Origin of the sequence: Streptomyces sp. NBC_01618, assembly GCF_045209435.1 — a bacterium.
GTDB lineage: Bacteria > Actinomycetota > Actinomycetes > Streptomycetales > Streptomycetaceae > Streptomyces.
On the sequence record NZ_CP109297.1, the window covers coordinates 5,208,786 to 5,228,123 of the forward strand.

At 68.9% G+C, this 19,338-nt stretch carries 16 protein-coding genes; 5 read left to right on the plus strand and 11 right to left on the minus strand.

The window, feature by feature from the left end; all coding sequences use genetic code 11:
• Nucleotides 1–53 precede the first annotated feature (53 nt).
• Genes OH735_RS24375 through OH735_RS24385 form a run of 3 tightly spaced genes read right to left on the minus strand, consistent with a single transcriptional unit; the run spans nucleotide 54 to nucleotide 1,888 of the window.
• Nucleotides 54–611, minus strand: a complete 558-nt coding sequence (locus OH735_RS24375; protein ID WP_406383656.1) for a PadR family transcriptional regulator — start codon at nucleotides 609–611, stop codon at nucleotides 54–56.
• 60 nt (nucleotides 612–671) lie between these two features.
• Nucleotides 672–920 carry a hypothetical protein gene (locus OH735_RS24380; RefSeq protein ID WP_406383657.1) on the minus strand — a complete coding sequence of 83 codons (249 nt, stop codon included), beginning with the start codon at nucleotides 918–920 and terminating at the stop codon, nucleotides 672–674.
• Nucleotides 917–1,888 carry an SPFH domain-containing protein gene (locus OH735_RS24385; protein ID WP_406383658.1) on the minus strand — a complete coding sequence of 324 codons (972 nt, stop codon included), beginning with the start codon at nucleotides 1,886–1,888 and terminating at the stop codon, nucleotides 917–919. Before OH735_RS24385 ends, OH735_RS24380 begins: the two co-directional genes overlap by 4 nt.
• Before the next feature lie 242 nt (nucleotides 1,889–2,130).
• Between OH735_RS24385 and OH735_RS24390 the strand changes: the two genes are divergently transcribed.
• Nucleotides 2,131–4,368 (plus strand): transglycosylase domain-containing protein, encoded by a 2,238-nt coding sequence (locus tag OH735_RS24390; protein ID WP_406383659.1) that lies wholly within the window; start codon nucleotides 2,131–2,133, stop codon nucleotides 4,366–4,368.
• Nucleotides 4,369–4,449: 81 nt separating this feature from the next.
• Here the strand turns inward: OH735_RS24390 and OH735_RS24395 are convergent, their stop codons facing one another.
• The 6 genes from OH735_RS24395 to OH735_RS24420 all read right to left on the minus strand — a co-directional run bounded on the left by OH735_RS24395 (nucleotide 4,450) and on the right by OH735_RS24420 (nucleotide 12,191).
• The gene (locus OH735_RS24395) at nucleotides 4,450–5,919 is read right to left on the minus strand and encodes a catalase (RefSeq protein WP_406383660.1); all 1,470 of its coding nucleotides are present in this window, start codon (nucleotides 5,917–5,919) and stop codon (nucleotides 4,450–4,452) included.
• 193 nt (nucleotides 5,920–6,112) lie between these two features.
• Nucleotides 6,113–8,041, minus strand: coding sequence for a SpoIIE family protein phosphatase (locus OH735_RS24400; protein ID WP_406383661.1), 1,929 nt, complete (start codon nucleotides 8,039–8,041; stop codon nucleotides 6,113–6,115).
• Nucleotides 8,042–8,412: 371 nt separating this feature from the next.
• Nucleotides 8,413–9,111 (minus strand): DUF402 domain-containing protein, encoded by a 699-nt coding sequence (locus tag OH735_RS24405; RefSeq protein ID WP_406383662.1) that lies wholly within the window; start codon nucleotides 9,109–9,111, stop codon nucleotides 8,413–8,415.
• Nucleotides 9,112–9,418: 307 nt separating this feature from the next.
• Nucleotides 9,419–9,868, minus strand: coding sequence for a hypothetical protein (locus OH735_RS24410; RefSeq protein ID WP_406386709.1), 450 nt, complete (start codon nucleotides 9,866–9,868; stop codon nucleotides 9,419–9,421).
• A gap of 46 nt (nucleotides 9,869–9,914) precedes the next feature.
• Nucleotides 9,915–11,729: an alpha/beta hydrolase gene (locus OH735_RS24415; protein ID WP_406383664.1), complete on the minus strand. Its 1,815-nt coding sequence runs from the start codon at nucleotides 11,727–11,729 to the stop codon at nucleotides 9,915–9,917.
• A gap of 9 nt (nucleotides 11,730–11,738) precedes the next feature.
• Complete coding sequence (locus OH735_RS24420) at nucleotides 11,739–12,191, minus strand: hypothetical protein (RefSeq protein WP_406383665.1); 453 nt, start codon at nucleotides 12,189–12,191, stop codon at nucleotides 11,739–11,741.
• Between the two features lie 214 nt (nucleotides 12,192–12,405).
• Between OH735_RS24420 and OH735_RS24425 the strand changes: the two genes are divergently transcribed.
• Entirely contained in the window at nucleotides 12,406–12,945 is a 540-nt protein-coding gene (locus OH735_RS24425) for a winged helix-turn-helix domain-containing protein (protein WP_406383666.1), read from the plus strand.
• Nucleotides 12,861–13,484: a transposase gene (locus OH735_RS24430; RefSeq protein WP_406380869.1), complete on the plus strand. Its 624-nt coding sequence runs from the start codon at nucleotides 12,861–12,863 to the stop codon at nucleotides 13,482–13,484. The genes OH735_RS24425 and OH735_RS24430 overlap by 85 nt, the downstream gene beginning before the upstream one ends.
• Nucleotides 13,485–13,757: 273 nt before the next feature.
• Here the strand turns inward: OH735_RS24430 and OH735_RS24435 are convergent, their stop codons facing one another.
• Complete coding sequence (locus OH735_RS24435; protein WP_406383667.1) at nucleotides 13,758–15,182, minus strand: class II fumarate hydratase; 1,425 nt, start codon at nucleotides 15,180–15,182, stop codon at nucleotides 13,758–13,760.
• A gap of 107 nt (nucleotides 15,183–15,289) precedes the next feature.
• Between OH735_RS24435 and OH735_RS24440 the strand changes: the two genes are divergently transcribed.
• A complete protein-coding gene (locus tag OH735_RS24440; protein WP_406383668.1) occupies nucleotides 15,290–16,819 on the plus strand; it encodes a ricin-type beta-trefoil lectin domain protein in 1,530 nt (509 codons plus the stop codon).
• Nucleotides 16,820–16,897: 78 nt separating this feature from the next.
• On the opposite strand, the gene OH735_RS24445 is transcribed toward OH735_RS24440, so the two are convergent.
• Complete coding sequence (locus tag OH735_RS24445) at nucleotides 16,898–18,199, minus strand: M18 family aminopeptidase (protein WP_406383669.1); 1,302 nt, start codon at nucleotides 18,197–18,199, stop codon at nucleotides 16,898–16,900.
• A gap of 508 nt (nucleotides 18,200–18,707) precedes the next feature.
• Between OH735_RS24445 and OH735_RS24450 the strand changes: the two genes are divergently transcribed.
• Nucleotides 18,708–19,217: a helix-turn-helix transcriptional regulator gene (locus OH735_RS24450; RefSeq protein WP_406383670.1), complete on the plus strand. Its 510-nt coding sequence runs from the start codon at nucleotides 18,708–18,710 to the stop codon at nucleotides 19,215–19,217.
• Nucleotides 19,218–19,338 lie beyond the last annotated feature (121 nt).

Sequence of the window (19,338 nt, forward strand, 5' to 3'; positions counted from 1 at the left end):
CGGGCGCATCATGTGCCACGGGGGCGGCAGTGACAGCAGAGTGACGAGCAGGATCAGGTCCGCGCCCGCCCCCCGCCATCGGCAGGAACGGCCACCACCGCCGCGGCGAGCCGGTCCAGCCGGGCGGAGGCCAGTTCCAGCCAGCGCAGATCGGCTTCGAGGTGGAAGAGCGCGTGGTCGCAGATCAGCTGATCGGCGAGGTCGCCCTTGCGCTTGCGGTCGGTGAGGATGCGCATGAGACGCAGGTGCTCGGCGCGCTGGGTGTCCAGCAGGTCCTCGGCGCTGCGGCCGGTGAGCAGGGCGAGGACGACCTTGGTGTAGAGCGTCGACTGGAGGTACGGCTCGGGCTTCTCCGGCTGCGCGAGCCAGGCGCCGACGTCGGTGATGCCCGCCTCGGTGATGGCGTACCGCTTGCGCTCGGGGCCGCTCCCGCTCTCGATGCCGTCGACCTCGACGAGGCCGTTCTTGAGGAGCCGGGACATCGTCGAGTAGACCTGCCCGTAGTGCAGGGGGCGGTCGTGGCCGAACTTCTCGTCGAAGGCGCGCTTGAGGTCGTAGCCGTGGCGGGGGCCGGACTCCAGGAGCCCGAGCAAGGTGTGGCCGATAGACATGCGCAGCACTGTACGCGGCGTGTATACCCCCGGTGTATACCCGGGTCCCGCCCCCGGACCTCAGGCGCCGGGCGGGCCCGGCGCGTCCTTCGGGGGCCGCCCCCTGCGGGGGATCGGACCCGCCGGGCCAGGCAGGCGGCCCGCCTCCGCCAGCGCCCTGCGCAGCAGGAACTCGATCTGGGCGTTCGCGCTGCGCAGCTCGTCAGCGGCCCAGCGGGCCAGCGCGTCATGCACCGCGGGATCCAGCCGCAGCAGCATCTGCTTGCGCTGCGGCGAAGTCCTGCGGGCCGGCGGGGTCTGTTCGGTCACTGGTAAAGAGTGCCCGTGTTCAGGACCGGCTGCGCCGCGCGGTCGCCGCACAGCACCACCAGCAGATTGCTGACCATGGCCGCCTTCCGCTCCGAGTCCAGCTCGACGATGTCCTGTGCGGCGATCCGGGTCAGCGCCATCTCGACCATGCCGACCGCGCCCTCGACGATCTGCTGCCGGGCCGCGACCACCGCGCCGGCCTGCTGGCGCTGAAGCATGGCGGAGGCGATCTCGGGCGCGTACGCGAGATGACTGAAGCGCGATTCGATGATCCGTACACCGGCGGCCCGCACCCGCGCGGTGAGCTCGGCGGCCAGCTTCTCGGTGATCTCCTCCGCGTTGCCTCGCAGCGAGAGGCCGCCCTCCTCGTGGGCGTCGTACGGGTACTCGATCGCGATGTGCCGGACCGCCGCCTCGGTCTGGGTGGCGACGAACTCCAGGAAATCGTCGACCTCGAAGAGCGCCTGCGCGGTGTCCTCGACCTTCCAGACGACGATCGCGGCGAGCTCGATCGGGTTGCCGTAGGCGTCATTGACCTTCAGGACCGCGGTCTCGTGGTTGCGGACCCGGGTGGAGATCTTCCGGCTGCTGGTGAGCGGATTGATCCAGCGCAGCCCGTCGGCACGGATCGTGCCGACGTACCGGCCGAAGAGCTGGATCACCCGCGCCTCGCCCGGTGCGACCATCTTCACACCCGTCATGCAGAAGAACGAGGCGATGGTGAGCAGGATCCCGAAGATGCAGACCGGGACGCCCACTCCGTTGTTCCCGTTCGAGCCGACGACGCCGCCGATGATGGCCAGACCGATGCCGACGATCACCCCGATCACGGTCAGCAGCAGGCCGACGCCGCCGGGGATGCTGTGCGCCGTCACCTCTCTAACCTGCGGTTCGGGCATCTCGGGGGCGTCGGGCGTGAGGTCGGCGGTCAGCGTGGACACAGCGTTCGGATTGCCTTGGTCGGGCATGGAATCCCCCGTTTCGAAAGACCGGACGTAGCCGGCGGAGACCGACTCGATGATAGCAATGTGATTACACATTACCGGGATTCGCAACCCTGAGCGCCTCTCATGAGTCGGTTCCATTAACAACGGGTGCTGATTGTCACGTCCGGAAAAGACCGCATCGCTTGCTTTTTGTCCCGGCCGACGGTGTTAGCTGGCGGGGCTGAGCTGATCTGGTCAAGCAGAGAATCGGGAGCAACACAGAGATGGGTCGAGCGGATGCGCGACGAGCCCAGCGGCGTGGGTCGCGGCGGGCTGCGAAGAGCGGCGGCATACGCAGACTCTTCACCTGGCGGAAGATGCTGGGCACGTTCTTCGGGTTCTGCCTGCTGATCATGGGCGCCTTCGTGGCGCTGTACCTGTACGTGGACGTACCCAAGGCCAACGCCCTGGCCGAGCGGCAGAGCAACGTCTACCAGTACAGCGACGGCACGCTGCTCACCCGGACCGGCAAGGGGGTCAACCGTCAGATCGTCGACCTCGCCGAGGTCCCCAAGGCGGTGCAGCACACCTTCGTCGCGGCCGAGAACAAGACGTTCTACAACGACCGGGGCATCGACCTGAAGGGCACCGCGCGAGGCATCCTCAACACGCTCTCCGGCAAGGGCAAGCAGGGTGGCTCGACCATCACCCAGCAGTACGTGAAGAACTACTACCTGACGCAGGACCCGACGATCAGCCGGAAGCTCAAGGAACTGGTGATCTCCCTCAAGATCGACCAGAACACCAGCAAGGACGACATCCTCGCCGGATACATCAACACCGCCTTCTACGGGCGCGGCGCGAGCGGGATCCAGGCCGCCGCACAGGCCTACTACGGGGTCGACGCCAAGGACCTCAACGTCTCGCAGGGCGCCTATCTTGCCGCGACGCTCCAGGCCCCCAGCCAGTACGACTGGGCGACGGCGACGCCGACCGGCAAGAGGCTCGTCAAGGACCGCTGGGGCTACACGCTCGACAACATGGTCGAGATGCACTGGCTCGACAAGGCCGAGCGCGACACCCTCAAGTTCCCGGTCCCGGACAAGCTCAAGCCCGCCCCCGGGATGGAGGGCCAGACCGGTTACCTCGTCGACGCGGCCAACAAGGAGCTGGACAAGCAGGGCATTACCGCGGAGATGCGGCAGGCCGGCGGCTGGACCTTCACGCTCAACATCGACAAGAAGCGGCAGAAGGCGCTTGAGAAGGCAGTCGACCGGCAGCTGGAGTCCAAGCTGGACCGCAACGGCAACAAGGTCGACGCGACCGTCCAGGCGGGTGCCACCTCCGTCGACCCGAAGACCGGCGCGGTCGTCGCGCTCTACGGCGGCGTGGACTACGTCAAGCACTACATCTCCAACGCCACGCGCGAGGACTACCAGCCCGCCTCCACCTTCAAGCCGCTGGTGCTCGCCTCCGCGCTGGAGAACGAGTCGAAGACTCAGAACGGCGATCTGATCGGCGTCAACACCCGCTACGACGGCACCAGCAAGCGCCCGGTCGTGGGCAGCGACACGCCGTTCGCCCCGGAGAACGAGGACAACCGGAGCTACGGCAACGTCACCGTGCAGACCGCGATGAACAAGTCGATCAACTCGGTCTTCGCGCAGATGGTCGTCGACGTCGGCCCCGCCACGGTGAAGAAGACCGCACTGTCGCTCGGCCTGCCCGACAAGAACTTCCCCGAGCGTCCCGCCATCACGCTCGGCACGATGAACGCCTCGACCTGGGACATGGCGGGCGCGTACGCCACGCTCGACAACCACGGCCGGAAGGTCACCCCGTTCATCGTGAAGTCCGCCAAGCACCGCGAACGGACGGTCGAGCCGGTCAAGGGCATCGGCGACCAGGTGATCAGCCGCAAGTCCGCCGACACCGTGACCTCCGTGCTGCAGGGCGTCGTGGACAGCGGCTCCGGACAGGCGGCCAACACCTCGGCCTACGAGGCGGCCGGCAAGACGGGCACCTCGGAGAACAACAAGGCCGCCCTGTTCGCGGGCTACACCCCGGAGCTCACCACGGTCGTGGCGCTCTTCGGTGAATCCCCCAAGGACGGCGGCGGCCAGGTCAGCCTGACCGGTACCGCCAACTCCGGCCGTGCCAACGGCGGCGGCTTCCCGGCGCAGATCTGGGCGGACTACACCCTCGGGGCGTTGGGCGGCGGCTCCACTGCCCGGTTCGATCTGCAGGACGTCGAGCGCGGCGAGGTCACCCTGCCGACCACCCCGCCGGCGACCACCTCGCCGTCGCAGAGCCCGGACCCGTCGTCGTCCCAGCCGTCGACCCCGCCGGAGCAGAGCCCGAGCGACCCGCCCAGCGAGTCGGCCAGCCAGTCGCCCGAGCCGCCGCCGAGCCAGTCGCCGGACGTGCCGCCGCCGAGCGAGTCCCCGGTCCTGCCGGGCGACGGACTGAGCTCCGGGCGGCCGGGCAACAACCAGGCCAACAACTACCCGGCCAGTCAGTGAACGCATGAGTCAGTGAACGCATGAGTCAGGGGCGGTGCCGGCCGGCACCGCCCCTGACCCGTGTGATCGCGTACGACGGGGTCAGCCGCCGTTGACCTGCTGGGCGATCCGGTCGCCGAGGTCCTTGTCCACGTTGCGCCAGTACTGCACCGCCCGCTTCAGGACCGGGGCGCTCACACCGTCCAGCAAATGGCCGGAAATGTTCGACACCAGCCGATCGCGGGCCGCGTCGTCCAGGACCTTGCGCACCATCGTGCCCGCCTGGCCCCAGTCGTCGTCCTCGCGGTGCAGCTTGTACGCCTCGTGCACCATCTCGCCCGCCGTGGTCCAGCCCGCCGGGTCGCCGAAGCGCTCGGTGTCCGCTGCCGGACCGCCGTACGAGTTCGGTGCGTAGACGGCTCCCGTACGCGTCGGCTCGTACCGCATGGGGCCGTCCTTCGCGTACGAGTTCCGGCCGAACCGCGGACGGTTCGGGGGCAGCTGCGCGTAGTTCGGGCCGATCCGGTACCGGTGGGTGTCCGGGTACGAGAAGAGCCGGCCGAGCAGCATCTTGTCGGGCGACGGTCCGATGCCGGGCACCAGGTTCGACGGCTCGAACGACGCCTGCTCGATGTGGACGAAGAAGTCCTCCGGGTTCTCGTTGAGCGTCATCCGGCCGACTTCGATCTCCGGGTAGTCGCCGTGCGGCCACACCTTCGTGAGGTCGAACGGGTTGAACCGGTAGTCCGGCGCGTCCTCGAACGGCATGATCTGGACGTACAGCGTCCAGCTCGGGTGGTCACCGCGCTTGATCGACTCGTACAGGTCGCGGCGGTGGACGTCGCCGTCGCTGCCCGCGATCTCGTCGGCCTCGGCCTGAGGGTAGAAGTCGATGCCCTGGTCGGTCTTGAAGCGGTACTTGACCCAGAACCTCTCGCCGCCCGCGTTCACCCACATATAGGTGTGCGAGCTGTAGCCGTTCATGTTGCGGTACGTCTTCGGAATGCCGCGGTCGCCCATCAGCCAGGTGACCATGTGCGCGGACTCGGGGGAGAGGGTCCAGAAGTCCCACTGCATGTCGTGGTCACGCAGGGCACTCTCCGGGCGGCGCTTCTGCGAGCGGATGAAGTCCTGGAACTTCATCGGGTCGCGCACGAAGAAGATCGGCGTGTTGTTGCCGACCATGTCGTAGTTGCCGTGCTCCGTGTAGAACTTCAGGGCGAACCCACGAGGGTCGCGCCAGGTGTCGGGGGAGCCCTGTTCGCCGGCGACCGTGGAGAAGCGGGCGAGCATGGCGGTCTGCTTGCCCGGTTGGAAGAGGTCCGCCTTGGTGAACTGGCTGACGTCGTTGGTCACCTTGAAGAAGCCGTAGGCGCCGGAACCCTTGGCGTGGACCACGCGCTCGGGGACCCGTTCACGGTTGAACTGGGCCATCTTCTCGATGAGGTAGTGGTCCTGGAGCAGGATCGGTCCGTCGGATCCGACGGTGAGCGAATGTTCGTCGCTCTCCACCGGGATACCGGCGTTGTTCGTGGTGTAGGGGGTGTTCTTGGTCTTCGATTCCTCAGGCACGAGCGTCCTCCCGTCGGTGGGGGTTTCGGTCAGGTCGTCTCGTTCACGACTGAAGTCAACTCCGCCGACAGGAGGTCGGCAACATTTGGCTACCGTCCGTGCAGGGCTCCTGCCCGTGCCTGGTCCGGTGCCTGTCCGTGCCTGGCGCGAACCCTTCTCCCCGCCCGGTCCGGACTCCTTCTTTCCGCCTCTTCTACTGGCCCCGGGCCGGCATCTCGAACCAGACGACCTTGCCCGTCGACAGCCGCGTGGCCCCCCACCGCCGGGCGAGCCGGTTCACAAGGAACAGGCCGCGGCCGCCCTCGTCCATGTCGCGGGCCCGGCGCTGCCGGGGCAGCTGCGGGGCGTCGTCGCCGACCTCGCAGCGCAGGATGTCGGTACGCAGCAGCCGCAGCGTCACCGGCCGCTCCGCATAGCGCACGGCATTGGTCACCACCTCGCTGACCAGCAACTCCACCGAGTCGGAGAGATCGTCGAGCCCCCAGCGGCTCAGCGCCTGGCGGGCCAGCCTGCGGGCCCGCCCCGGAGCGGTCTCCTCCGGTTCCAGGTGCCAGTACGCGACATCGCTCGGCGCGATCCCGTCGAACCGGGCGGCGAGCAGCGCGATGTCGTCGTCCCGGTCGCCGGGGCCGAGCATGTCCAGGACGTCGTCGCACAGCGCCTCCAGCGGCGGCGAGTGGTCCGGGCCGGTCAGCCGGGCGGTGGCGGCGAGCCGTTCGCGCAGCATCTCGATCCCGGTCCAGACGTCCCGCAGCCGGGACTCCACCAGACCGTCGGTGTACAGCAGCAGCGTGGCGCCCGCGGGCGCGTCCAGCTCGACGGCCTCGAAGTCCACACCGCCGACGCCGATCGGGGCGCCCGACGGCACCCTCAGCACCTCCGCGCGGCCGCCCAGGTGGAGCAGGACGGGCGGCGGATGCCCGGCGTTGGCGATGGTGATGCGGTGCGCGACGGGGTCGTAGACCGCGTAGAGGCACGTCGCCATGCGGTCGCTGCCGAGCCGCTGCGCCTGTTCGTCGAGGTGGTGCAGCACCTCCTGCGGAGGCAGGTCGAGCCCGGCGAGGGTCTGCGCGGTGGTGCGCAGCTGGCCCATGATCGCCGCCGAGGTCATGGAGTGGCCCATGACGTCCCCGACGACCAGGGCGACCCTGCTCCCGGGCAGCGGGATCGCGTCGTACCAGTCGCCGCCGACCCGGGCCGTCTCGGCGGCCGGGAGATAGCGGGAGGCGAGCCGGACGCCGGTCGGCTGCGGCAGCGAGTCGGGCAGCATGGTGCGCTGGAGCTCGTCGGCGATGTACGCCTCGCGGCCGTACAGCACGGCCTTGTCGATGCCGAGCGCGGTGTGCGTCGCCAACTGGGCGGCGACCAGCAGGTCATTGGCCTCGAAGGGCGACCGCTCGGTCCCGCGCAGGAAGACGGCGGCGCCGATCACCCGCCGCCGGCCGCGCAGCGGGGCGAGGATCGCGCGGTGCCCGGTGGGTACGGCCCGGCCGGCGCCGAGCAGTTCGGGCAGCGCGGCGCGGGCCGCCGCGGAGTCCCCGAAGACCGGCCGCACCCCGCGCAGCACCTCGGCGAGCGCGCCGCCCGAGCGGACCTCGCACAGCTCGGCCGCGGGCGGCAGATCGCCGTGCGGATCGATGGCGGGCAGCCGCAGGCGTTCGATCTCCGACGGGGTTTCCGCCGCCTCCTCGTTCAGCCGCAGCCGGTCGGACCGGCGCAGCCGCAGCACGAAAGGGGAGACCGGCCGCTCGTCACCGACCGGGAGCGGGTCGCGGAGGTAGACCAGTATGGCGTCGGAGAACGTCGGCACACTGGCCCGGCACAGGCCGAGCACGATCTCGTCCAGGTCTATGCCGCGGGCGATCCGCCGGGTGGCCGCCCCCACGAAACGCAGCCGGTCGCCCTCGCGACGGGCCGCGGCCTGGGGGTCGAGTCCCGCGGGGCCGGGGGGCGCCGCGGCCGCCGGATTCGCTCCGGCGCCCGGCGCCGTGGCGGGGCCGGGAATCGCGGCGGTGGCAGGGGGAGCGGCCGACGCGGCATCCTGCTGCCGCGGCCGGGTGCGTTCCTGCGACCGGGCGGCGAGAGGCTGCCGGCCTTCGTGGGAGGTGGGATGCTCCGTCACGCGTGGGGTTCCGTCCGTCCGGGCCGGTTGTATGAGGCAATCACCTCGTGGGGCGCTACTGTGCCCCGGCAGGAGCAGCGATAACAACGGCTGTCACCGGATGCCCCCGAAAGAGGGGCCGAAACCGGATGCCTGCAGGGTGATTCACCGACTACGTTTCCGATGATGGGGCGGGCGACAGCGAGCACGTCTCCACCCCCTCGTAGTGGCTCATACGATTCGTACGACTGATGTGGCTCATACAGCTCATGCAGTGCGTGATGCTCGTGCGATGACTTACGGTCAGGTCCGGTGCCCCGCCCGCAGGGTGGAGTGATGCGCCCCTCCGGAGGGTGATCCTACGTTTGCCCCCCTGGGGTGCATCAAGGGTCTCACGACGTCATGGGGGAGGGGGTACGGTCCCAGTCACCCGGGAGCGCCGGAACGCGCCACTGCGGATCGGGCCGCCAGTTCTCCCAGCCGTCCCGGAACGGTGCGCCCCAGTCCCGGATCACCTCGACGGCCGCGCGGCCCGCCTCCCGTACGCGTCGAGCGGTTCGCGGGGCCAGCAGGCCGACCCGCTGTGCCTGGGCGAACTCGTCCTCGTCGAGCCAGGCCCAGCTGTGGTCCGGGTAGACGGAGATGTCGAGAAAGTGATCCTCGGAGTCGACACCGCCCGCCCAGCGGGTGCGCGGTTCCTCCAGGTTCACGTACCAGCTGCGGAACCTCCAGCCGGAATCCCAGAACAGCCACACCGACCAGGGATCACCGGGACGGGCGAGCTTCAGCACGCCGTTGCCGAGCCAGGCGGAGCGGACGGTGGTGCGCGGGGCGGTGTACCGGGTGGCGAGCGGCTCGTCGTGCACCTCGGTGCCGTCGGCCAGCACCGGCTTCACGCACTCGGTACCGGGCGCCACCCACACGGCGAGCAGATCGTCGGTGTCCTGGACGACGGTGACGGGCCGACAGATGTGGACCGGGCGCGGGACGGGCCCCGGCGCGGCCTCCCCGGGCAGCGGACCGTTGCCGCGATAACGCCACAGGATCTGCTCGCCCGGCGCCCAGTGCGCGATGTATTCCGTACCTGCCATGGGCAGATCCTAGCTTCGCCGTTTCGCCTGGGTTGAGACGTTGTCGTTGACCATTAACTGTTGGGTGGCCGCGGCATTTTTGCTGCCTGGGCATGGCGGAGTCCCGTCGCGGTGGTCGGGTTCTCCTGGGTCTTTCGGATCGTGGGTGGGCCGGGGGCGGCGGGTCGGCCGACTGGTCGGGGCAGTGCGACGAGGCGGTGGAAAGCCGTCCGTCCGAGAGCCGCCGTACTCCGCCTCCGCCCTCATTCCAACCGAAACGGCGAGGCCTGGTCAGCCCGCAGGGCAGGCCATAGTGCCTCACGGTGGGCTATTTCGACCGGTAGCAAGCCGATTCGACGGTGACTTCCAGGAGGTCCGGGGCGTTTCCGACTTTGCTCGCTTTGTGCAACCGTACGTCGACTGCGAATTCACCGCTCTTGGACTCCGCGACGATCTGCGGGCTATTGGCCTTGCTGCTGTCCATGCCGTCCCGGACGATCTTCCAGCCGTCTTTCGGGAGCTCGGCCCGCAGGCGGTCCATGCCCTTCTGCATATCCGCAAAGGGAGCCTTGTAGATGCTCCAGGGATGACGTGCGCGGTAGACCTCCTCGTCGGAGCCGTAGTCCGAGCAACGCGACGTCATCGCACCCGTCTCCGTGACCTTCCCCTTGACGTCGAGGATCTCGAGAATCCGACTGGATGTCCTCTCGACGCCCGCCTTCACGGTATCGCTGTCCTGTGCCTTCACCGCCGCCTCTTTTCCGTTCGAGCATGCCATCGCCAGCACGCACGTCGCGATAATGAACCCGAGTTTCGAAATTCGCCTATTCAAGTTGTACCTTGTCATATTGGCTGGCGATGATGGCTGACTGATTGCGTATGCTGAGAGAGCCGTCGTCGAAGAATCCGGTGTGTCCGCCGGAGTCGCTCTCCATGATGTTCCCGCCGAAGGATTCGTCGGTGGGAATGACTCCGTTGTCACCGAGCCCCATCAGTCGACCGCCCTGCCGGACCACCTGATCGTCCCAGGGGGCGCCCATTGCCCAGACATGGTCGGCTCCGACACCCAGGTCCGCCGCGTGATCCGCCTGGACACCGGGACTGCCCGCAAAGACGAAGTCGTTGGCGGCCTCAGGGTCATTCCAACTCCCCGACTGTGCCGAGACGCCGACCACCGTGCTGCCGTAGCTGTGCCCGATGACAGTGGTGTGCGCGCGAGTACCGTCGGCGGTCTGCTGCGCGGCTCCGTTCCCCTGCAAGAAGTCGTAGAGTCGTGGGCCGCCCTCGTCCGCGTACTGCCCGCGTGTCGCCTCCGAAAGGATGCCGTCCGGCGCGTTGTAGTCGAGCCACGTGACGGTGGAGACGTTCTGGCCGGGAGTGAGGCGGTGACTCTCGACCCAGAGTCGTTCGCCACGGCCGAGGTCCCCATGAGTATCCCCGCCGCCGCCGATGGATTCTATGCCTGCGAACGTACCGGGGACGTAGACGCCTACGTGATCGGCTGTGTCCGGATTCCCGTTAGCGAGGATGACCTTTCCGTCCCCGAGACCGGTGGGATCGAAGCCGAGCAGGTACGCCTCGGGAAGCCCATCTTTTCCTGTGCGGTCGAAGCGATCCTGGATGGCGTTCATTCCCTTCATCACGCCCTCCATCCTGGCCTTCTCGTTCCCGTACTTGTCCTGCCACTCCCGCCATTCCGGGGTGATCACGGCAGCGGGGTAGCTGCCGCCGGTGTTGGGGCCGTACTTGGTTGGCTCTTTCGGAATGGCGTCCAGCTCCAGCTGGTATGTAGCCTTCGTCTCGTTCAGAACCATTCGGTTCGCCTCGTCGCGAACGCCGGACGGGAGGCCGTTCATCGATCCGATGGAATTCGGATGGACGGCCAGATAGTCGGCCCGCTGCTCCGAGGTGAGATTCTTCCACCACTCCGCGTTCTCCTCGGGCGTGGCTTCCTTCGGCGGGGCCTTGATGCTGTCCAGGTAAAGGTCGGCGGCCTTGAGTACCCCACCCCGGTCGGACTTCACGTCCACCCAATCCCGGTCCGAGACCACGAGGTCGTCGTCGGCCTTGAGGGCGCGAAGCTTCGGCGCCCACTTCGCGTCTGCGTCAGTGGCTTCCTTCAAAGCATTTGCTACCCGGTTGGCATAGCCGAGGGCCGCGCCGTAGTGGGGGTTCGGGTGGATGTTCACCGCCTGGCGCTCCAGGGCGTCGGACGTCGGGCTACCCCAGGCGCTACCGGTCACTGTGCCGCCCTCGGCATCCTTGTCCTCGCCCGGCTTCCTGCCCGCCGGGAAGCTGACTGAACCGTCTGTGTTCACCGTGCAGTGGTTCGCCCGCGCGTCCTCGAGCGCTGCGTCCAGCTTCCGCTTCGCCGCCGCCATATCGAATGCGAAACCGTTCAGCGCGGTGCTCACCAGCCCGCATTCGGTCTGCATGTAGTGGAAGTTCTTCGACAACTCGGCCAGCTCCCGAAGGGCGGCCTTCGCCGCCGCGCCCTCGAGTTGGTTACGTATCCCCGCGGTGATCTGGTTGTCGATGGTGTCCTTGGCTGCACTGGCCATCTCGTCCGTCGCCCGGTACGCGTCTGCGGCATCTTCGAACTTCGACGGCTTGAGCGCTTTCAGCGTCGCAAGATCCATGCCCCCGGATCACTTCTCCTTGGACTGGCCGCCGACGGCCTGGGTGTCCGTGTACTTGATCGCGTCCAGTTCGGACTTCAGCGACTCATCGGTCTTCGACAGTTCATGCCCTGAAGACTCAAGCAGCCCACCAAGGGACTTGCAGCGCTCGCGCACATTCTTCACATACTTGCTCCAGGAGGTATACAGCTCCTTCTGTGCCGCCACGCCCTGGCAGCCGGATGCGTCGTCCAGCCCCGTCTGCCCGTCTTCAAGTTTCGTCAGCGCGGGGCCGATCGGCTCAGCGAGCCCCTTGGTGGCCTCGCCCGCCTTCACCCATGCCCTTTTGTCTGACTTCAGGTCGGCTGAGGCGTTGGCCCCGGGTGTACCGCCTCCGGAATCGGCCGGATACTGGTTCAACTGCATTTGCGTCGACCGTGTTGCTGCGTCTGCCTTGAGTTGCTCCCACTCGTCCCATGCCATCAGCGCATCCTCCCCGTGTTCCCGTACCCCGTAGCTCTGGTGCCGAGTCCAGGGACGCTCGAGGGCCCAACTCGCGCCGTGATCCCTGGATTGTCAAGCGCAATCAAACGCGCATGCATCGCGCACCTGCGGCGGTTACTGATTTCGGCGTTTCGGGGTCTGGATTTGTGTCGGGAGGGGTGACGGGGTCCGTCCGGGCTGGTACGCCGGAGGTATGCGGTATCCGGACGGGGGCGGGCTGACCGCCGAGCAGCGCAGGCGCCGGGAAGAGGTACGGATGCGGGCCGTTGACCTCTTCGATGAGGGCGTGGAAGTCCCGTGCATCGCCCGGGAGTTACGGGTGAGTGAGAAGTCGGTCTACCAGTGGCGCCGCACCTGGAGGACGGGCGGACGCGAGGCGCTGCGTTCCAGAGGCCCCTGCGGCTACGACTGTCGGCTCGGCCCACACCTGCAGACCAAGCTCGCGATGTGGCTTGATGAGGGGCCGACCGCGCACGGCTGGGCGGACGACCAGGTGTGGACCGCCGCGCGGGTACGCACGCTGATCGGGCGGAAGTTCCACCTCTCCTACAGCGTCTCCGGGGTCACTCGGCTGCTGCACCGCATGGGCTACAGCGTGCAGATGCCCGCCCGGCCCGCCGCCGAACGCGACGAGGACGCGATCACCGCATGGCGGGAGGCGACCTGGCAGGAGGTAAAACCCTCCGGGCGGCGACCGGCGCGTTCATCTGCTTCGAGGACGAAGCGGGCGTGACCGGTCGGCCGCCCAAGGGCCGCACCTGGGGCCGGCGCGGCATCACCCCGAGGGTCAAGGTGCCCGGCCGTAGCCGGGGACGTCTCTCGGTGGCCGGTCTGCTGTGCTACCGGCCGGGCCTGCCCGCCCGTCTGTGCTACCGGCTGCGTCGGCATACCGGCCGCAAGGGCGAGCGTCGCTCGCTGGGCGAGGCGGACTACATACGCCTGTTGGATGGCGCCCACCAACTGCTCAAGGCCCCGCTGATCGTGGTGTGGGACCGGCTGAACACCCACATCTCCAAGACGATGAAGGCACTCGTTGCCGAGCGGGACTGGCTGACGGTGGTCCTGCTGCCCGGGTATGCGCCCGACCTCAACCCGGTCGAGGGCCTGTGGGCGCACATCAAGCGGAGCCTGGCCAACCTGGCCGCCCGCACCCTCAGCGAGCTGGAGACTCTGCTCCGCAGGCGGCTCAAAGCGCTGCAGTACCGGCACGGCATCCTCGGCGGATTCCTCGCCGGGACGGGCCTCGCTCTCGACAGACCGGACAGACCCTAATACGCCGAAGTCAGTAATGCCTTGGCATTGGCGACCCATGCTCTGGACGTCTCGGTGAGCTCCGCCCAGCGGTTGGGTGCCACTTGAAGTACGTCTGCACTTGCGCTGCGCTGATAGCGGGAGCCGTGGCGGCGCGTACTTGCAGCCGGATACGGAGCCACCTCGGGACGCTCCGGTGCCGTGCGATGCACCGCACCGGACGCCGGGCCCCGTCCGACCCTGATCAGCCGGACGGGCTCCGGAGATGCCACAGCCCCCTCGCTGCGACGCCTGTCACGGGCGGGTCATGCGCAGCACGTCCAGTGCCTCGTCGAGCTGTTCCACCGTGAGGTCGCCGCGTTCGACATATCCCGAGTCCAACACCACTTCGCGGATCGTCCGGCGTTCCGCGAGGGACTTCTTGGCGACCTTCGCCGCCTCCTCGTAGCCGATGTACTTGTTCAGCGGGGTGACGACGGACGGCGAGGACTCGGCGTACTCCCTGGCCCGTTCCACGTTCGCGGTGATCCCGTCGATCGTGCGGTCCGCGAGCAGCCGGGAGGCGTTGGCCAGCAGTCGTACCGACTCCAGCAGGTTCTTCGCGATGACCGGAAGCATTGCATTCAGTTCGAAGTTGCCGGCCGCGCCCGCGACGGCGACCGTCTGGTCGTTGCCCATCACCTGGGCCGCGACCATCAGGACGGCCTCGGGAATGACCGGATTCACCTTCCCCGGCATGATCGACGAGCCCGGCTGGAGATCGGGCAGGCTGATCTCGGCCAGACCGGTGCGCGGTCCGGACGCCATCCAGCGCAGATCGTTGGAGATCTTGGTGAGCGAGACGGCGAGGGTACGGAGCTGGCCCGACGTCTCGACGAGCCCGTCCCGCGCGCCCTGCGCCTCGAAGTGGTCCCTGGCCTCGGTGAGCGGCAGCCCGGTGACGCGGGCGACCTCGGCGATGACGGCGGCGGAGAAGCGGGGCGGGGTGTTGATGCCGGTGCCGACGGCCGTGCCGCCCAGCGGCAGTTCGGCGAGGCGCGGCAGGGAGACGCGCAGCCGCTCGATGCCGTACCGGATCTGCGCCGCGTAGCCGCCGAACTCCTGGCCCAGGGTGACGGGCGTGGCGTCCATCAGATGCGTACGACCCGCCTTCACGACCGTCGTGAACTCGGCGGACTTGCGCTCCAGTGCGGCGGCCAGATGGTCCAGCGCCGGGATCAACTCGCCGGTGACGGCGGCGGTCGCGGCGATGTGGATGGAGGACGGGAAGACGTCGTTGGACGACTGCGAGGCGTTGACGTGGTCGTTCGGGTGGACCTCGCGGCCCAGGCGCTCGGTGGCGAGGGTGGCCACGACCTCATTGGTGTTCATGTTGGACGAGGTGCCGGAGCCGGTCTGGAAGATGTCGATCGGGAAGTGCGCGTCCCAGCGCCCGTCGGCGACCTCCTCGGCGGCCTCCTGGATGGCCAGGGCGATGTCCGGGTCGAGCACCTTCAGCTCGGCGTTCACCTTGGCCGCGGCCGCCTTGATCCGGGCCAGGGCCTCGATGTGGGCCCGCTCCAGGCGCTGCCCGGAGATCGGGAAATTCTCCACCGCGCGCTGCGTCTGGGCCCGCCACTTGGCGTCCACGGGCACCCTCACCTCGCCCATCGAGTCGTGCTCGACGCGGAAATACGTAACTCCTGTGGGGTACTGCGGACCGAACTGTGACTCGTCCATGGGGTGCAACCTCCTGAAAAAGTTGAGCACTTGTCTTGTTCTGTCTATTCCCAAGTCGCCTACCGACCAGTAAATACCGGGGGTAACCACAAACCCGGGGAGACTCAATGAGGCGCACCAGGCACAGACTTCGCTGTACGGTCGCGGCCGCCGCGGCCATGGCGGCGGCACTCGGCGGTATGGCCGCCGCCGCAGGACCGGCCGGCGCGGCGGACCGGACCGCTACCACCACTACCGCATCCACCCCCCTCTCGCCCGAGCTGGAGGCCATCCGCGCCGCCGAAGCCACCCGGCTGTACGGCGACCCGGCCGAGCGCCCGCTCGCCGACCGCAAGACGGGGCTGATCTCGCTCGGCGACAGCGAGATCTCCGGCGAGGGCGTCGGCACGTACGAGGCGGGCACCAACGGCCCCGACAACTGGTGCCACCGCTCGCCCGACTCCGCCATCCACCGCACCGGAATCCCGGCCGACGTCACGTACAACGTCTCCTGCTCCGGCGCGTACACCGGCAACATCGTGATCGGCGGATCGAAGCAGTACGCCGACGAACTCGTGCAGAGCGACAACCTCGCCATCAAGGCCCGCAACACCCGCATCAAGATGATCCTGCTGGTCGCGGGCGCCAATGACGACCTCCAGTTCGGCCCCGTCATGACGGACTGCGTCCAGCGTTGGGTGTTCTCCCAGGGGGCCTGCCAGCCGAATTACGAGGGCGGCTGGCAGGCGCGCGTCGACGGACTCGTCCCCAAGGTCGAGAAGACGGTGCGCGATCTGAGGACCGTCATGTCCGACGCCGGCTACGGCAACGGCGACTACAAGCTTGTCGTCATGGGTTACCCGAGCCCGATCGGCCCGGACTTCTACGACAACCCGGACTTCCCCGGCAAGCTTCCCGGCGGCTGCGCCGGATACGACTCCGACGCGGCCTGGGGCCGTAACGTGGCGGTCCCCGCCTTCGAACGCGGCATGCGCAAGGCCGCCGCCGACACCGGAGCCGTCTATCTCGACAACTCCCGGCTCTTCCACGGCCACGAGGTGTGCAGCGAGAACACCTGGGCCCGCGGCCTCTACATCGACCTGTCGAACTTCCCGCCGGACTCCAACTCCGTCCGGCAGTCCTTCCACCCGAACGCGCGCGGCCACGCCGCCTTCGCCTCCTGCCTCACCCAGATCTACAACTCGTCCCTGCGCGAGGCGAGCTGCGCCGACCCGGCCAGCACCGGACAGCCGGTGCTCCAGGCCACGGCATGGGACGACGCCTTCAACCCCCTGAAGAACGAGGCCACGGGCACCTGCGTGGACGTTCCCGCCTCGGTGACCCGCAACAACACACAGATCGGCGGCTGGGACTGCCACGGCGGCCGCAACCAGGGCTGGTGGTACGACTCCGGAACGAAGACCATCCGTACGGAACTGAGTCACGACCGGTGCCTGGACGTGCCGGGCGCCGACTACAGGGCGGGCGCCACGCTCATCCTGTACAACTGCTCGGGCGCGGCCAACCAGCAGTTCGTGAAGCAGTCGGGTACCCTGCGCCCGGCGGCCTCGACCGGACTGTGTGTGACGCTCGCGGCGGCCAAGGACCCGCTCAAGCTGCAGAACTGTGACGGCGGCGCGAACCAGCGATTCGCGTAACTCCGTCATACGGAACGGGGCGGGGCGGCCCGGGCTTTCACGACCCGGGCCGTCCCGCCCCGCACCCCCGGCCCTGCGTCAGCCGGAGGTCACGAACGCGCCCAGGACGGCGGCCAGGTGGCCGGGGTCGGCGGCCCCGCACAGCTCGCGCGCCGAGTGCATGGACAGCCCCGGCACCCCCACGTCGACCGTCGGCACACCCAGCCGGGCCGCGGTGAGCGGGCCGATCGAGGTGCCGCACGGCATCGCGTTGTTGGAGACGAACGGCTGCCACGGCGCCGCCGCCCGCTCGCATGCGGCCGCGAACACCGCCATGCCGGTGCTGTCGGTGGCGTACCGCTGATTGACGTTGACCTTGACCGTGGCGCCGCCGTTGGGCAGCGGGTGGTGGCCCGGGTCGTGCCGTTCCGCGTAGTTGGGGTGGACCGCGTGCGCCATGTCGGCAGAGACGCAGAAGGAACCGGACAGGGCACGGGACCAGCCCTCGGTGCTGCCGCCGCGCGCGGTGACCGAGCGGCCGAGGACCCGTTCCAGCAGCGGGCTCTGCGCACCGGTGTGCGAACCGCTGCCGACCTCCTCGTGGTCGAAGGCCGCCAGGACGGGGATGTACGAGGGCTCCTCGGCCGCGGTCGCCGCACCCGCCAGAGCCGTGACGCCGGCGTGCACCGACACCAGGTTGTCCAGCCGCGCGGACACCACGAACTCCCGGTCCGCGCCGAGATACCCGGGCGGCTGGATGTCATGGAGCATCAGGTCCCAGCCGAGGACGTCCGCCCGCTCCACCTCTGCGGCCGCCGCGACCCGGCGCAGCAACGCGCCCTCCTCGGGCGCCCCGAGCGCCCACAGCGGGGCGAGATGGCGCTGCCGGTCGAGGGCGAGCCCCTCGTTGACCGTGCGGTCCAGGTGGATGGCCAACTGGGGCACCCGCAACAGCGGTTCGTCGATCTGGACGAGCCGGGACTCGACCCCGCCGCCGGGGCCGCGCAGCGCCAGCCGCCCGGAGATACCGAGATCGCGGTCGAGCCAGGTGTTCAGCGGCACGCCGCCGTAGACCTCCACGGCGACCTGCCGCCAGCCCGCGGACCCGGTGTCGGGAGTGGGCTTGACCCGGAGATTCGGGGAGTCGGTGTGGGTGCCGACGATCCGGAACGGGGTGTGGGCGGGGGCGCCCTCGGGGACGTACCAGGCGATCAGGGCGCCGTCGCGGGCGACGTAGCTGCCGCCGGTCGTGCCCGTCCAGTCGGCCGTGCCGTGCAGTTCACGGAAGCCGGCCTTCTCCAGGCGCTGGGCGGCGCTCGCCACCGCGTGGTACGGGGAAGGGCTGGCCCTGATGAACGACAGCAGGTCGTCGGCGTGGCTGCGGTGGGGAAGCGGCGTCATACGGCGTCCGCCTTTCCGATGTTCGACGGTGAGAGTGAGGGTGGATCAGAGTGGGGGGTGGCGTCTGATTCCTGGTTCCCAGGGTGGTTTCCCGGTTTCGCAGGGCGGATTCCCGGTCTCCCGGGTCGGCTTCCCGGTTTCCCGGGGCGGCTTCCCGGGTCGATGGAAGTGCTTCGGTACGTCAGGAACGTTCGACAATCCACCGCAGCGGCGGGGCGACGTGCAAGCCCGGGACGCGGCCCGCTGCGTGAAAGCTGCGGTGCCGGAGCGGCCCCGGGATCCGGGCCGGTGGTACCGGCCGGGCATCCGCGCCGGGCGTGCCGGTACGGGGCCGGGCGACCGGTCGCGTACGGAGCGTCCGAAGATTGGCTGAATACCGTCGTACGTGATCCCTCACGGCACCGGCCCGCCGCGATCGGCGCCGGAGCGGCGAGCGGGCACCCGATCGTGCCCTGCGCACCCGCGCCACCCGGATCAGGAACACCACGGCGATCACGATGGCCACCGCGTGCGACCAGGCGACGACGGTCAGCGGGGTGTGGCGGTCGAGCGCCGCCGCGACCACGATCATGCCGACGCCGAACCCGAGGTTCTCGACGGTGGCGGAGAGCCCGAACGCGTGACCGCGCGAATCGGCGGGGAGCGTCTGCAGATGCCAGGTGTACGAGACCTCCGTGAGGCCGTCCCGTACTCCGACGAACCGCACAGCGCGCTGCGCATCCAGCACCCGTCCCTGGTCCGCTTCCTGGCCCGCCACTTCGACGAGACCTGGGCCCGCGCGGTCCCGGTCCGCCCGGAACGCATACCGCTGCGCACCCCGGTCGTCACCTCCGACCTGCAACGGACCATCCTGCACGCGGTCGTGGGCGGCGAGACGGACGAGTCGATCGCCCGCCGGCTCGGCATGAGCCGCCGCAGCGTCGCCGAACGCGTGCGGAGGGTTTCCGAGCAGCTGGGCAGCAACAGCCGCGCCCAACTCGGCTACCTGGTCGCCACGTCGGGACTCCTGAAGGAGTGAGGAGTGAGGAGTGAAGAGAAGCGAGGGCGTGTTACGGAGGATCGCGGAACGGCGCGGGGCGTCCCGGCCGATGAAACGTGCCGGAACGCCCCGCGAGAACCGTGGCTACGGAGGGACGAAA

Coding starts and splice junctions, on each gene's coding strand:
- OH735_RS24375 (WP_406383656.1), bottom strand. CDS start 611: ATGTCTATCGGCCACACCTTGCTCGGGCTCCTGGAGTCCGGCCCCCGC.
- OH735_RS24385 (WP_406383658.1), bottom strand. CDS start 1,888: ATGCCCGACCAAGGCAATCCGAACGCTGTGTCCACGCTGACCGCCGAC.
- OH735_RS24390 (WP_406383659.1), top strand. CDS start 2,131: ATGGGTCGAGCGGATGCGCGACGAGCCCAGCGGCGTGGGTCGCGGCGG.
- OH735_RS24405 (WP_406383662.1), bottom strand. CDS start 9,111: ATGGCAGGTACGGAATACATCGCGCACTGGGCGCCGGGCGAGCAGATC.
- OH735_RS24410 (WP_406386709.1), bottom strand. CDS start 9,868: ATGGCATGCTCGAACGGAAAAGAGGCGGCGGTGAAGGCACAGGACAGC.
- OH735_RS24415 (WP_406383664.1), bottom strand. CDS start 11,729: ATGGATCTTGCGACGCTGAAAGCGCTCAAGCCGTCGAAGTTCGAAGAT.
- OH735_RS24420 (WP_406383665.1), bottom strand. CDS start 12,191: ATGGCATGGGACGAGTGGGAGCAACTCAAGGCAGACGCAGCAACACGG.
- OH735_RS24425 (WP_406383666.1), top strand. CDS start 12,406: ATGCGGTATCCGGACGGGGGCGGGCTGACCGCCGAGCAGCGCAGGCGC.
- OH735_RS24430 (WP_406380869.1), top strand. CDS start 12,861: ATGGCGGGAGGCGACCTGGCAGGAGGTAAAACCCTCCGGGCGGCGACC.
- OH735_RS24435 (WP_406383667.1), bottom strand. CDS start 15,182: ATGGACGAGTCACAGTTCGGTCCGCAGTACCCCACAGGAGTTACGTAT.
- OH735_RS24440 (WP_406383668.1), top strand. CDS start 15,290: ATGAGGCGCACCAGGCACAGACTTCGCTGTACGGTCGCGGCCGCCGCG.
- OH735_RS24445 (WP_406383669.1), bottom strand. CDS start 18,199: ATGACGCCGCTTCCCCACCGCAGCCACGCCGACGACCTGCTGTCGTTC.